This window comes from Paenarthrobacter sp. GQ52, assembly GCF_059759005.1.
In genome coordinates this window covers 21,574-34,225 of the sequence record NZ_JCAXEJ010000012.1, presented here as the reverse complement: position 1 = coordinate 34,225, position 12,652 = coordinate 21,574, and the positions used below count along the sequence as shown (strand labels likewise).

Genomic DNA, 12,652 nt, shown 5'->3' with positions numbered 1-12,652 from the left:
CCCGTCTATCTTACGGGATTAACCCCAATGCCCGTGACGCAGGCAACAAGGGGCTGTGGAAAAGCGCCTCTCAGGTCCACTTCAGCACGATGTTCCCGGCCTCATCTGCGAAGACTCCGTAAGAGCGCAACGGCTTGGTGCCCGTGGTGGAACACCCGGTTGCCAGCTCGAAGGCGTGCTGGTGCAGGGGACAGATGACCACGTTGTGGTCGATTGTGCCGTCGGCTATCGGGCCGCCTTTGTGCGGGCAGACGCCGGACACTCCCCGCAGCGATCCGTCCCGTAACCTGAACACCGCGACCTGCTCGCCGTCCACTCCGAAGGCCCTTCCCTCGCCGAACGGAATTTGGTCAACAGGCCCTAAGACGCGTTGAACGTTCGGTTCGACGGCGGGCACGGACTGGGCGCTCATCGGACCGGCACCTGCGGCAGCACGGTCAGCGGCAAAGAAGTCCGGAACTGGCCCGGCGTGAGCGGATCATCGCGTTCGCTCCATGGATCGGCATAGGCATCCACCGAGGCCTGCATGGCGGCGTCCAAACGACTGGCGATGCCCTCGGAGTCCTCCAGGATGACGCTGCGAAGATGCTCGATGCCCACTCGGGGCACAAAGGCGTACGTCCGTTCGAGCCAGTTGGCGTTCTCCCTGTAGTACTGCATGAACCGGCCTGCCAGGAGGGTGACCTCTTCGGGTGTATCCACGGTGACCAGCAAGTCTCCTTTACGTATGTGGGCGCCGGCCGCTCCGCCCACATAGATCTCCCACCGACCGCCTTCCACCGCCACTACGCCGACGTCCTTGACCAGCGACTCCGCACAGTTGCGCGGACAGCCGGACACCGCAAGTTTCAGCTTGGCCGGTGCCTCAATTCCCTGGAAACGGGATTCCAGTCCAATGCCCAAGCCGGTTGAGTCACCAGTTCCAAACCGGCAATAGTCCTTGCCGACACAGGTCTTGACGGTCCTGAAGCTCTTGCCGTAGGCGTATCCGGACGGCATGTCCAGATCAGCCCAAACTTGAGGCAGGTCCTCTTTGGGCACCCCCAGCAGGTCGATCCGCTGTCCGCCGGTCAGCTTGATCATGGGAATGCTGTGTTTCTCAGCGACGTCGGCAATCCTCCGGAGTTGCTGCACCGACGTCACCCCGCCCTTCATCTGCGGGACCACGGAGAACGTGCCGTCGCGCTGGATGTTGGCGTGCACGCGGTCGTTGATGAACCGGGCGTCGCGTTCGTCAACGTACTGATCGGCGAGCATCATTTTCAGGAGGGACGCAAGGGCCATCTTCGATTTAGCGTCCTCAAGCCGTCCCGGGGCGAGAGCGGAAAACACCTGGGAAACGGACCGCAGCCCCCTGGCCCGGATCTCAGCCATCAGGGCGGGCTTGTCCAGCGGAATCCCTGGAACGTAGTAGCTCGCTGCCGGGTCCTCCTCCACAGCCCCACCCGCGGCCCATTCCACCACCTGGCTGACCATGAGCTTGCACGAGCCGCAGCCTTTTCCGGCCCGGGTGGCGTCCATGGCCGCCGACATCGAGGTGCAGCCACCCTTCACCGCAGCAACAAGAGCCCCTTTGGAAACCCCATTGCAGTTGCAGACCTGCGCGTTGTCAGCCAGCTCGGCCACGCTCTCCTCTGCACCCGGTGAGCCGAGATCGAACATCAGCGAGAGCCGCTCCTCCGGGAGGGGTAAGCCCTGATCAAAAGCCTGGGTCAGGTAGGCCACCTTCCGGCTATCCCCCAGCAACGTGGCACCCACCATTTTGTTGTCGCGGATGACGATCGACTTGAACACCCCTCGGCTGGGCTCCGAAAACACGATGTGTTCATCCGTCTCCCGTTCCGGGCCGGCAAGCCCCATGGACGCAACATCGACGCCGGCGACCTTCAGTTTGGTGGCGGTCCGGGAGCCTAAGTACACCGATGAACGATCCACCCCCGTGACCTGATCGGCCAGCACGGCGGCCTGCTCCCACAGTGGCGCCACCAGTCCGTACACCTCGCCGCGATGCTGCACACACTCCCCTACTGCGTAGATGTCCTCTTCATCCATGACGCGTAGGCGGTCGTCCACCACAATGCCCCGCTCCACGGCCAGGCCACTCACGACGGCGACATCCACGTTGGGTCTGATGCCTGCGGTGACCACCACCATGTCGCAATCGAGGTCGGGTTGATCGCGCAGGCTCACTCCGGTGATTCGCTCCCTACCAAGGATCGCCGTCGTCCGGCTTCCCGTGTGCACTTCGATGCCCAGCGCCTCGACGCTCCGCCGCAGTATTGCACCGCCGTCGGGCCCCATTTGGGCATTCATGAGATGCCCGCCCGAGTGGACCACCGCGACATCCAAGCCGTAGGCCTGCAGGCCGTGGGCTGCTTCCAGCCCCAGCAAGCCGCCGCCGATCACCACTGCCCGGCTATGGTGCTCGTTGTTGGCGAACTGAATCATCTTCCGGGTATCGTCCAAGGTCCTGAACGTGAAGACACCGTGCCTGACAGCGCCACTGGGGGCATAGGCACCCTCCATGGGCGGCAAGTGCGAGCGGCTGCCGGTCGCGATGATCAGGTCGTCGTAGGGTTCCACGCGGCCGTCCGCGGCAAAGACGTGTTTGCTGAACCTGTCGATGCGGTCAACCCGGACACCCGCATGCAAGGTGATGTTGTTCTGCTGGTACCAAGTAAGAGCGTTGAGGAAGATGTCCGCATCGCTCTCCTCGCCGGACAGGACATGGCTGAGCATGATCCGGTTGTAATTCCCATAGGGTTCGTCGCCAAACATGGTGATGTCGAAGAGCTCCGCGCCACCCCTGGCCAGGATTTCCTCCACGGCCCGGGCGCCAGCCATTCCGTTGCCAATGACCACAAGCCGCCGGCGCATCAGTGCTCCACCATTCCGAGGTCCACCACAACGGAACCCCTGACGCCGGCAGGTGCCACGATATACAGCTCAATCATGGAACCCCCTTCAATGTCCTCCACTACCCTGAGCGGAACGTGGACGTCGCTTTTGGCTCCGATGGGGAAGTAGCGCATGGGCACGCCGTCGCGCATGAGGACCACCGTGATGAGCTCGGGACTGGAGTTGCCGCCGCGGAAGTACAGCGTCTGGTTCACGACACCGTCCGGGACAAAGTGCGCCAGCTCGCTGTGCAACGGGACCGGCTTTTCCATGCCGATGCCTTCGAACGCGTAGATGCCTTGGAGGAAGAGGTTCTTGGAGATCACGGAAGTTCCTTTCGGCCGGCTTCCTTCCATGGTGCTCCGCCCGTGTTTCAAGACGCTCGCCGCTGTGTTTCGGCCTGCAGCATTGGGAGTAACGATCCCTTTGCGGGCGCCTCACGAGCTACAGCAATTCGCCGCCCTGCATCCCGTACCGCACCCAGTGTCCGCCCGTGCCGACGGGACCACTGCGGTGTTCGACGGCGACATCGGCACGTGCGCAGCGGTCAAACCACTCGCCCAGGGCGCGGTCGTGGCTCACAATCACCAAGGTTCCTTCGAAGGAAGCGAGCGCTGCCTCCAACTGCTCCACCAGCACCGGCGCCAAATGGTTGGTGGGCTCGTCCACGATCATGGTGTCGTAGCCGCCCAGAAGGAGTCGTGCAAGGGCGAGCCTACGCTGCTGCCCGGCTGAAAGACCTCCAACGGGAACGTGGAACTCAGCGGGCCGGAACAGCCCCAGCCGCAGCAAGCCCTCAGCGTGTTCGTCAATGTTCCCACCCAGCCCCGCAGCGAACGCAGGAAGCAGGCGCAGCCCCGGCCGGGCGGGCACCTCAAGTTCCTGCTGCAGGTAACCCACCCTGCCGTTCACCGTGACAGACCCGGTGGCTGGCTCCAGCGTCCCGGCAAGGATGGACAACAGCGTGGATTTGCCCGCACCGTTAGGACCGGTGATGAGCACTTTTTGTCCGGCTTCGACCCTGAGGTGGGTGGGCTGGAGCCGGCCGGGGGCGCTGATGCCGTGAGCTTCCAGCGCGGGTTCGGACGCCGCCAAAGCTGTAACTCCCAGCGGTGCTGCCAGTTTCAGCGGCACGGGCGGCCGGTCCACCGGATTGTCCTCGAGCCTGCGGAGCCTCTCCTGAGCATTGCGAACCTTGCTGGCCGCCGCCCGCTGCCACGTTCCCGCTTTGAAGTCGAAACCCATTTTGTCGTTGTCGCGTTTACGGCCGTAACCCATACCGTCTGCAACGGTGGCGGCTTGGAGTCGTTCGGCGGCCATGGCATCGAGCCATTGCTCGTACTCTTGGATCCACCGAGACCGTTCGGCGGCCTTCTCCCGCAAGTAGCCTTCGTAACCGTTGCCGTAGCGGTTCACGGACCGACGGTCAGCGTCCACCTCGATGATGGTGGTGGCGACCTTCCGCAGCAGGACACGATCGTGCGAGACCACCACCACCGTCCCGCGATGTGCGGCCAACCGCGATTCGAGCCAGGCCGTGCCGCTCGCGTCCAGATGGTTGGTGGGCTCATCCAGGAGCAACGCTTCTGCTGGATCGGCCAGCAGGCAGGCGAGCGCCACCCGCTCCTGCTCGCCTCCGGACAAAGATCCAAGCGTTCGACGGCGGTCCAGGCCTCCCAGCCCCAGCTTGTCCAGCGCTGCTTCCACCCGGGACTCGGCAGCGTAGCCCTCACGGAGTTGGTATTCGGTTTGAAGGCTTCCGTAGAGCTCGAGTTCTTCGGAGTCGGCGTCGGCAAGGCCGGATTCCAGTTCCAGGATGCGCGCCTCCAAGGAACGCAGGGAAGCCAAGGAAGTGTCTATGGCGTCTCCCACGGTGAGAGACTCGGAGAAACCGTGCGTTTGCGCGAGGTATCCCACGCGGTAGCCGGGGTTGCCTGATAAACCTGCCGTGCCGTCGTCGGGCGTTTCAACGCCGGCCATGAGCCGGAGCAGGGTGGATTTGCCGGCACCGTTTTCGCCGACGATCGCCACGTGTTCGCCGTGGTGGATGGCGAGGTCAACGGCGTGGAAAAGTTCGCGGTCCCCGTAGCCGTGGGAAACGCCGGAAAGGTGAAGGTGGTCAGTCAAGAGGAGTCCTCGCAGGTCCGCAGTGGGTGGCAAAAGGCCGGGTGTGTACTGGGGATGCAGCCGGGAAGAAGGGCTGCGCTCAAGACTTCATCGCTCCAGACTGCCCGGCATCAGGAGTTCCGTCAAGCCAAGACACCACAAATGACACCAAAAAGGTTCCGGAATCCATTGACCCGACACCATAGTGGCGTCAAAATGGTGTCATGCAGCTAAACCAGTACGTCGCCACTCTCAAGCACCAGCTGGAAACCGCGGCCGAGGCCGGCGGCCCGGAAGCGCGGGCCCTCAGTGAGCGACTCACCGCGGCGCTCGAATCCGCCGTACGATTAGTCCTCCTCGAGGCCCTTTCCGACGCCGCCAACGAAATCACCCTGGAGCTGGCGCCCGGCTCCGTGGAGGTCAGGCTCCGAGGCCGTGACCCCGAATTCGTGGTCAGCAACCCGCCCGGCGACAACGACTTCGAGGCAATGATCGAACAGTCCATACGGGGCACCATAGCGTCAGAAGACTTCGACGGCGCCAGTACTTCACGGACCACGCTCCGCCTTCCGGACCAGCTCAAGCAGCAGGTCGAGGCAGCAGCAAGCCATGACGGCCTGTCCGTGAACTCCTGGCTGGTCCGGGCCGTCGCCGACGCCCTCAACGGACGCTCCCCAAGCAAACGCGCTACGCGGGGCGAACCCGGCGAGCAGAACTTCACAGGATGGGCACGCTAATGGCAACCTTCCAGACACCGCAGCCGATCGCCGTCGTCGTTGACGTTTCCGTACGTGCCGACATCTGGACAGTTGCGCGTGAAGGCAAAGACACGGTGGTCAACGTCCGGCCCCGTAAGGAAAAGCGAAGCCTGGACGTCAGGATGGCTGAGCAAACCACTGTGGACTATTCGGACGGCCGCCTGCAGGTCAGGCTTCACCCCGGCTTCCGCCACAGCTGGTTCAGCGACGGCGGCGCGGTGGAGATCACCGTGGAGGTTCCCGTAGGCAGCAGCCTGGAACTGAAGTCCGCAATGGGAGACCTCCGCTGTGACGGCGAATTCGGCGCTGCTGACCTAAGGACCGACTTGGGCCACATAAGCATCGATCACTGCGGCGAACTGCGGGCGCACACCGACATGGGCGACATCACGGTGGAGCACGCCTCGGGCAGGTCCAGGATAAAGACCGGCTCAGGCAAAATCCGAATCCGTCACATCGACGGTGTTGCCACCGTAAAAAACGGCAACGGCAGCACGTACATCGCGCACGCTTCCGGCGAAATCAGCGTCAGCGCAGCCAATGGCGACATTTCGCTGGAGCGGGCCGGGCTTTCCACTACCGTCAAAACCTCCAGCGGTGACATCACGGTGGGCGAAGTGGCCGCCGGCAGCCTTACGGTTCAGACCGCTGCCGGCACACTGGCCGTCGGCGTGCGTGAAGGCACGGCCGCGTGGCTGGACCTCAACACCAAATACGGGCGCGTTCGCAATGCCCTTCAAGCCACCAACGGGCCGGGCGACACCGCGGACAAGGTGGAGATCCGCGCCCGCAACGCTTATGGCGACATCGCGGTGACCCGATCACCCGTCAGCGCCCGGTAGGCATGGCTACACCGTGGCGACGGCCCGCTTCCGGCGGGCCTTCGCGAGTCGCGTACCGATCAACCCCTGCCGCGGACTGAATAGATATACCGCGCCGAACACCACGCCCTGGGTGAGGACCACCATGGCTCCCGACGCCGTGTCCAGGTAGTAGCTGAGATAGATGCCGGCCACGGAGCACACCACGGAGATCACCGGGGCAATGACCAGCATCCGGGAAAAACGGTCGGTCAGCAGGTAGGCCGTGGCGCCTGGAATGATCAGCATGGCCACCACCAGCACCACGCCCACGGTCTGGAGTGCCACCACGGAGGTCAGTGCCAGCAGCCCCAGGAGCAGGGCCCCGAGCCGTTTGGGTGACAGTCCGATCGCGTGGGCATGCGTAGGGTCAAAGGCATAGAGCGTGAGGTCACGGCGTTTGAGGATCAGGATCGCAAAGGCCACGACACCCAGGACCACCACCTGGATAAGGTCAGGGAGACTGACCCCCAGCAGGTTTCCGAAGATGATGTGGTTAAGGTCGGTCTGGCTCGGGGTCACGGAGATCAGCACCAAGCCCAACGCGAAGAGCGACGTGAACACGATCCCGATCGCTGCGTCTTCTTTCACGCGGCTTGTATTGCGAACTACCCCAATCAACGTCACCGCGATCAGGGCGAAGACCAACGCGCCGAGCGCGAACGGCGCCCCCACGATGTATGCGAGCACGACGCCGGGAAGCACAGCATGCGAGACGGCGTCGCCCATGAGGGACCAGCCGATGAGGACCAGCCAGCAGCTCAGGACAGCACAGACCACGGCAGCGATGGCTGTTGTTGCCAGGGCACGGACCATGAAGTCGTAGCTGAGGGGTTCCAGTAGGAATTCCATGGCTAATCCCTGTTCATGACGTCGAGGCCGAAAGCCATGGCCAGGTTTTCCGGTTGGAGCACTGTGTCCGGGCTTCCATGCATGAGCACCTTGCGCATCAACAACACAGCTTCGTCGCATAGTTGGGGCAGGGCATGGAGGTCGTGGGTGGAGATGAGGATGGTGGCGCCGTTGTCGGCCAGCTCGCGGAGGAGCCTGGTGATGGTGGCTTCAGAGCGTTTGTCCACGCCCGCGAACGGCTCGTCCAGCAGCATCATGGTGGCACCTTGGGCGATACCCCGGGCCACGAAGGCCCGCTTCTTTTGCCCTCCGGAAAGCTGCCCGATTTGCCGATCCGCGTACTCGTTCAGCTCCACGCGTTCCAAGGCATGGTCGACGGCGTCCCGGTCCGCTTTGCGGGGCCGGCGCGTGAATCCCAAATGCCCGTAGCGGCCCATCATCACCACATCCCGGACCGACAGGGGGAAAGCCCAATCAACGTCTTCGCTTTGGGGAACGTAACCGATGCCGGCGTCCTTGCGCATCTTTACCGGGGGTTGGCCGTTGATGAGCACCCTGCCGGAATCGGGCTTCACCATGCCCATGATGACTTTGAACAGGGTGGACTTGCCGGAGCCGTTCATGCCCACCAGCCCGCAGATCCGCGAATGTTCCAGGCTCAGGGACGCAGAGTCCAAGGCCAGGACCTCGCCGTAATGGACGGTGACGTTCTCAACAGCGATCGCGGGAGTGCTCATGGCGTTCCTCCGGTGAGTGCAGTGGTGATGACTTTGGCGTCGTGACGCATGAGGTCAAGGTAGGTGGGAACGGGTCCGTCCGCTTCGGAAAGGGAATCGACGTAGAGAGTCCCGCCAAACTTGGCGTCGGTGGCACCAACTACCTGTTGCATCGGGGCGTCTGACACTGTGGATTCACAGAACACCGCCGGAACCTGGTTGTCTCTAACGAATTCGATTGCCCGGGTGATCTGCTGTGGCGTTGCCTGTTGCTCAGCGTTCACGGCCCAGATGTAGACCTCTTTGAGGCCGGCGTCGCGGGCCAGATAGGAGAACGCTCCTTCGCAGGTGACCAGCGCCCTCTGCTTCTCCGACAGTACGGACAGTTTGGACACCATCTCGTCCTGCACGGTCTGGAGTTGGGCGTTGTAGGCCTCGGCGTTTGCTTCGAATTCGGCAGCGTGCGAAGGGTCCAGCTTGGCGAAGGCCTTGGCCATGTTGCTTGCGTAAATCTGGACGTTCTTGGGCGACATCCAGGCGTGCGGGTTCGGCTTGCCTTGGTAGGAGTCCTCGGCGATGGGCATGACGTCCACGCCGTCGCTCACTACTGCGTGCGGTACGTCGAGGTCCTCCACGAACTGGGAAAACCACGCTTCCAGATTGAGGCCATTGTCCAGGATGAGATCGGCTTGGGCGGCTTTCCGGATGTCACCCGGGGTTGGCTCATAGCCGTGGATCTCAGCTCCGGCTTTGGTGATGGATTCGACGCGGAGCTTATCTCCGGCAACATTCTTGGCGATGTCTGCCAGGACGGTGAAAGTAGTGAGGACCACGGGCTTGTCATCTTCTCCCGCAGAGGAGTTCCCACCACAGGCGGAGACTCCCAAGGCAAGGGCGATCGCGGTCAGGACAGCAGCGAAACGGCGGACATCTTTGGCGCGCCGAAACGGAAAGTTAGGCATACCGAAAAGTGTAGCCAAGCATGGCCCACGCAGCAAAGCTAGGCTGGTCACATGGGCACTCTTTCCACCAAGGCACCTTTGTACAAATTCACTGCCCTGGATGCCATCGCCGTGGCAGCATATGTGGGCTTCACCGCCTACTTCCTGCTGGCTGGGCAGACGCTCAACCGGCTGATGCTTGAGCTGTTTTCTGACCCGGCAACAGCGTCCTATGCCGTCAACGCGATCTTTTATGCCGGCGTCGGAATATTTGCGGTGGCGTCTGCCTGGCGGGTGGTGGGCCGTGACCTCCGGATCCTGGGGACCCGGCCGTCGTTCACGCTGGGCATGGTCCCCCTGACCTTGGTGGTCATGCTGATTCTCACAGCCCTTCTGGTGGCGGCCTTCGGGACCGCCCAAAGCTCCGAGAACCAACTGGGCATCCAAGGCATGCTGCAACACGTGCCGGCGTGGCTGATGGTGCCTTTGCTGGTCATCCTTGGTCCGTTCGTGGAGGAATATCTCTTTCGGCACCTCCTGATCGGCAAGTTGTCGCGATACCTGAACATCTGGGTTTGCTGCGTGATCTCCGTGGTGGTGTTCTCGTCCATCCATGTAGTGGGTCGCGAAGGACTCGCTTTGTCTGCGCTGGCCCCGTACCTGGGAATGGCCGTGGTGCTGGTGGCTGTCTACGTTTGGACGGGCAAGAACCTGATGTTCTCCTACCTTGTGCACGCCGCCAAGAACCTCATGGCCGTCGTCCTGATCTACGCGGTACCGCCCGAACTCCTCCCCCACTAGGTCGCACTTAAGCACGTTTTGAGCGCCCAAAACGCGCTTAAATGCGACCTACTTGGGAACCCGGACGGAAGGTGACCGCAACCCCCTACCCAGCCACCCGCCGTCGGAATAGCTTGTAGAGCATGACACTCAACATCCAGGTAGTAGTCGATTGCAAGAAGCCGCACGACCTCGCCGACTGGTGGGCTGAGACCCTCGAGTGGAACGTCGAGCCGCAGGACGAGGCATTCATCCGTTCCATGATCGAGCAGGGCTACGCCACCGAGGACCAGACCATCACGCACAACGGCAAGCTGGTGTGGGCGGAGGGCTGTGCGATCGTACCCGCCGAAGACACGGACCCCAAGACCGGCCGGCGGATCCTGTTCCAGACTGATCGCAACGAAAAATCGGTAAAGAACAGGGTGCACTGGGACGTCCGGTTGGACGGCCGGGACAAGGATGACGTGCGGAAACAGCTCGAAGCCCGCGGTGCCAAGCACCTGTGGACCGCCAATCAGGGACCCCACGAATGGCACACCATGGCCGACCCCGAGGGCAACGAGTTCTGCATCAGCTAAGGCCATTACTAGACTCGGACTGTGAACAACCAACTCCCTGCCAAGGTTTCCGACGTCTTTGACCCCTCACGCTGGCGCACAGTTTCCGGCTTCGACGACTTCAAGGACATGACCTACCACCGGCAGGTTGAGCGTTCAACGGACGGCACAGTCAAGGACCTCCCCACGGTCCGCATCGCCTTCAACCGGCCCGAGGTCCGCAACGCGTTCCGCCCGGGCACCGTGGACGAGCTCTACCGGGCAATGGATCACGCCCGTATGACGCCGGACGTCGCCACAGTCCTCCTCACAGGTAACGGACCTTCTGAGAAGGACGGCGGACACTCGTTCTGCTCCGGCGGCGACCAGCGGATTCGTGGCAGGGACGGCTACCGCTACGCCGAGGGGGATACACAGGAAACCATCGACCCTGCCCGCGCCGGCCGCCTCCATATCCTGGAAGTCCAGCGGCTCATGCGGACCATGCCCAAGGTGGTTATCGCGGTGGTCAACGGTTGGGCTGCCGGCGGCGGCCACTCGCTGCACGTGGTCAGCGACCTCACCATCGCCTCGCGGGAGCACGGCAAGTTCAAGCAGACCGACGCAACCGTAGGAAGTTTCGACGCCGGATACGGCTCTGCGCTGCTGGCCCGCCAGATCGGGCAGAAAGCCGCACGGGAAATCTTCTTCCTGGCCCGCGAATATTCCGCGGAGGACATGGTCAGGATGGGCGCCGTGAACGAGGCAGTTGACCACTCCCGCCTCGAAGAAGTTGCTCTGGAGTACGCAGCGGACATCGCCCGCCAGTCCCCGCAGGCCATCCGTATGCTCAAATTCGCTTTCAACCTGGCCGACGACGGCCTGGCCGGCCAGCAGGTCTTCGCCGGTGAAGCCACCCGTCTCGCGTACATGACTGACGAAGCCGTGGAGGGCAAAGAAGCGTTCCTCCAGAAGCGCGACCCCGACTGGTCCAACTTCCCCTACTACTTCTAGGACCACCGTGAACATCGATCCCCTTTTGAAAGCCCTGATGGCCGCCCTCCATGGCGAGGGACCCGCCGTCGAAATCGTGATGGATGAAAACGGCGAGCCGCAGGCTGTTCCCGTGGAGACCGGCGTCGAAGAGGCAGCTGTGCTGGTCCGCACCTCCGGTTCCACGGGGACGCCCAAGGCAACCGTACTGACCATCGATGCCCTCGCAGCTTCCTCTGTTTCCACCGCCGTGGCCCTGCGTGGCGAAGGACAGTGGTTGCTGGCACTCCCGCTGCAGTATGTTGCGGGTGTGCAGGTGCTGGTCCGCTCGCTCTACGCAGGCACGCGTCCGTGGGTCATGGATCAGTCGGACGGCTTCACGCCCGAAGCCTTCACGGCCGCCGCCGAGGAACTGACTGACAAGATCCGCTTTACCTCCCTGGTGCCCACGCAGCTGCGGCGGCTCCTCGACTCCCCCGCGCCGGAAACCCTGGCCGTGCTGCGCCGCTTCAACGCGATCCTGCTGGGTGGTGCGCCGGCGTCTGCTGAGCTCCTTGCCGCCGCCCACGCCGAGGGGCTGAAGGTGGTGACCACCTACGGCTCAGCCGAGACGTGCGGCGGGTGCGTTTACGACGGCGAGCCGTTGGACGGCGTCGAGGTCCGCATCGGTGAAGGCGAACTGGAAGGCCGCATCCTGCTGGGTGGCGACACCGTGGCGGCGGGCTACCTGGACGCCGCCCGCGCCTCAAAAGCGGCATTCTTCGAGGAAGACGGCGTCCGCTGGTACATCACCGGCGACCTTGGCACGCTGTCCGACGACGGCAAGCTCACAGTGCTGGGCCGCGCCGATGACGTGATCATCACCGGAGGCGTCAAAGCCTCCGCCGCTTATATCCAAGGCAAGCTGGAAGAGCTCGACGGCGTCACCGCGGCTTTCGTAACCGGCCTCCCGTCGCGGGAATGGGGCCAAGCTGTGGCGGCTTACGTTGCCGTCACTGATCCGTCGCCTGCGGGCCTCAAGGGATTCACGGCCCGCCGGGAGGAATCACTGGGTGTCCTGGCGCCCAAAACCGTGTTCGCTGACAAGGCTTTGCCGATGCTTCCCAACGGAAAGCCGGACCGTATGTCCATGATTGACCGGCTTTCCGAGCTGCATCAGGGACAATAGACAAGTTCTTCCCTCCCGCCCCCTGACTAAGATCAACCGCG

At 63.1% G+C, this 12,652-nt stretch carries 13 protein-coding genes; 6 read left to right on the top strand and 7 right to left on the bottom strand.

The window, feature by feature from the left end; translation table 11 throughout:
• Positions 1 to 70 precede the first annotated feature (70 nt).
• The 4 genes from AC6CH8_RS15335 to AC6CH8_RS15320 all read right to left on the bottom strand — a co-directional run bounded on the left by AC6CH8_RS15335 (position 71) and on the right by AC6CH8_RS15320 (position 5,025).
• Positions 71 to 412, bottom strand: coding sequence for a Rieske (2Fe-2S) protein (locus tag AC6CH8_RS15335; RefSeq protein ID WP_498191387.1), 342 nt, complete (start codon positions 410 to 412; stop codon positions 71 to 73).
• Positions 409 to 2,877, bottom strand: a complete 2,469-nt coding sequence (nirB, locus tag AC6CH8_RS15330) for a nitrite reductase large subunit NirB (RefSeq protein WP_498191386.1) — start codon at positions 2,875 to 2,877, stop codon at positions 409 to 411. Before nirB ends, AC6CH8_RS15335 begins: the two co-directional genes overlap by 4 nt.
• Positions 2,877 to 3,224: a molybdopterin oxidoreductase gene (locus tag AC6CH8_RS15325; protein ID WP_091471083.1), complete on the bottom strand. Its 348-nt coding sequence runs from the start codon at positions 3,222 to 3,224 to the stop codon at positions 2,877 to 2,879. Before AC6CH8_RS15325 ends, nirB begins: the two co-directional genes overlap by 1 nt.
• Before the next feature lie 118 nt (positions 3,225 to 3,342).
• Positions 3,343 to 5,025, bottom strand: coding sequence for an ABC-F family ATP-binding cassette domain-containing protein (locus AC6CH8_RS15320; protein ID WP_498191385.1), 1,683 nt, complete (start codon positions 5,023 to 5,025; stop codon positions 3,343 to 3,345).
• 203 nt (positions 5,026 to 5,228) lie between these two features.
• On the opposite strand from AC6CH8_RS15320, the gene AC6CH8_RS15315 reads away from it, so the two are divergent.
• Positions 5,229 to 5,741: a histidine kinase gene (locus tag AC6CH8_RS15315; RefSeq protein ID WP_498191384.1), complete on the top strand. Its 513-nt coding sequence runs from the start codon at positions 5,229 to 5,231 to the stop codon at positions 5,739 to 5,741.
• Positions 5,741 to 6,604 (top strand): DUF4097 family beta strand repeat-containing protein, encoded by an 864-nt coding sequence (locus AC6CH8_RS15310; RefSeq protein WP_498191383.1) that lies wholly within the window; start codon positions 5,741 to 5,743, stop codon positions 6,602 to 6,604. Before AC6CH8_RS15315 ends, AC6CH8_RS15310 begins: the two co-directional genes overlap by 1 nt.
• Before the next feature lie 6 nt (positions 6,605 to 6,610).
• Here AC6CH8_RS15310 and AC6CH8_RS15305 read toward each other — a convergent pair whose 3' ends face one another.
• From AC6CH8_RS15305 to AC6CH8_RS15295, 3 genes are read right to left on the bottom strand one after another with little or no spacing between them, the layout of a single operon-like run.
• Complete coding sequence (locus tag AC6CH8_RS15305; RefSeq protein WP_420178904.1) at positions 6,611 to 7,474, bottom strand: metal ABC transporter permease; 864 nt, start codon at positions 7,472 to 7,474, stop codon at positions 6,611 to 6,613.
• 2 nt (positions 7,475 to 7,476) lie between these two features.
• Positions 7,477 to 8,211 (bottom strand): metal ABC transporter ATP-binding protein, encoded by a 735-nt coding sequence (locus AC6CH8_RS15300; protein WP_498191382.1) that lies wholly within the window; start codon positions 8,209 to 8,211, stop codon positions 7,477 to 7,479.
• Complete coding sequence (locus tag AC6CH8_RS15295) at positions 8,208 to 9,152, bottom strand: metal ABC transporter substrate-binding protein (RefSeq protein WP_498191381.1); 945 nt, start codon at positions 9,150 to 9,152, stop codon at positions 8,208 to 8,210. The genes AC6CH8_RS15300 and AC6CH8_RS15295 overlap by 4 nt, the downstream gene beginning before the upstream one ends.
• A 51-nt stretch (positions 9,153 to 9,203) precedes the next feature.
• Between AC6CH8_RS15295 and AC6CH8_RS15290 the strand changes: the two genes are divergently transcribed.
• The 4 genes from AC6CH8_RS15290 (at position 9,204) to AC6CH8_RS15275 (ending at position 12,611) form a co-directional block, all read left to right on the top strand.
• On the top strand, positions 9,204 to 9,932 hold the full coding sequence (locus tag AC6CH8_RS15290; RefSeq protein ID WP_498191380.1) for a CPBP family intramembrane glutamic endopeptidase: 729 nt from the start codon (positions 9,204 to 9,206) through the stop codon (positions 9,930 to 9,932).
• Between the two features lie 122 nt (positions 9,933 to 10,054).
• Positions 10,055 to 10,492, top strand: a complete 438-nt coding sequence (locus AC6CH8_RS15285) for a VOC family protein (RefSeq protein ID WP_420178908.1) — start codon at positions 10,055 to 10,057, stop codon at positions 10,490 to 10,492.
• Between the two features lie 21 nt (positions 10,493 to 10,513).
• Positions 10,514 to 11,464, top strand: coding sequence for a 1,4-dihydroxy-2-naphthoyl-CoA synthase (locus tag AC6CH8_RS15280; protein ID WP_420178909.1), 951 nt, complete (start codon positions 10,514 to 10,516; stop codon positions 11,462 to 11,464).
• A gap of 7 nt (positions 11,465 to 11,471) precedes the next feature.
• The gene (locus AC6CH8_RS15275; RefSeq protein WP_498191379.1) at positions 11,472 to 12,611 is read left to right on the top strand and encodes an AMP-binding protein; all 1,140 of its coding nucleotides are present in this window, start codon (positions 11,472 to 11,474) and stop codon (positions 12,609 to 12,611) included.
• Positions 12,612 to 12,652 lie beyond the last annotated feature (41 nt).

What these genes read in the sequence shown, in the direction of transcription:
- AC6CH8_RS15335 (WP_498191387.1), bottom strand. Translation starts at nt 412, where the DNA reads ATGAGCGCCCAGTCCGTGCCCGCCGTCGAACCGAACGTTCAACGCGTC.
- nirB (WP_498191386.1), bottom strand. Translation starts at nt 2,877, where the DNA reads ATGCGCCGGCGGCTTGTGGTCATTGGCAACGGAATGGCTGGCGCCCGG.
- AC6CH8_RS15315 (WP_498191384.1), top strand. Translation starts at nt 5,229, where the DNA reads ATGCAGCTAAACCAGTACGTCGCCACTCTCAAGCACCAGCTGGAAACC.
- AC6CH8_RS15310 (WP_498191383.1), top strand. Translation starts at nt 5,741, where the DNA reads ATGGCAACCTTCCAGACACCGCAGCCGATCGCCGTCGTCGTTGACGTT.
- AC6CH8_RS15305 (WP_420178904.1), bottom strand. Translation starts at nt 7,474, where the DNA reads ATGGAATTCCTACTGGAACCCCTCAGCTACGACTTCATGGTCCGTGCC.
- AC6CH8_RS15300 (WP_498191382.1), bottom strand. Translation starts at nt 8,211, where the DNA reads ATGAGCACTCCCGCGATCGCTGTTGAGAACGTCACCGTCCATTACGGC.
- AC6CH8_RS15295 (WP_498191381.1), bottom strand. Translation starts at nt 9,152, where the DNA reads ATGCCTAACTTTCCGTTTCGGCGCGCCAAAGATGTCCGCCGTTTCGCT.
- AC6CH8_RS15290 (WP_498191380.1), top strand. Translation starts at nt 9,204, where the DNA reads ATGGGCACTCTTTCCACCAAGGCACCTTTGTACAAATTCACTGCCCTG.
- AC6CH8_RS15285 (WP_420178908.1), top strand. Translation starts at nt 10,055, where the DNA reads ATGACACTCAACATCCAGGTAGTAGTCGATTGCAAGAAGCCGCACGAC.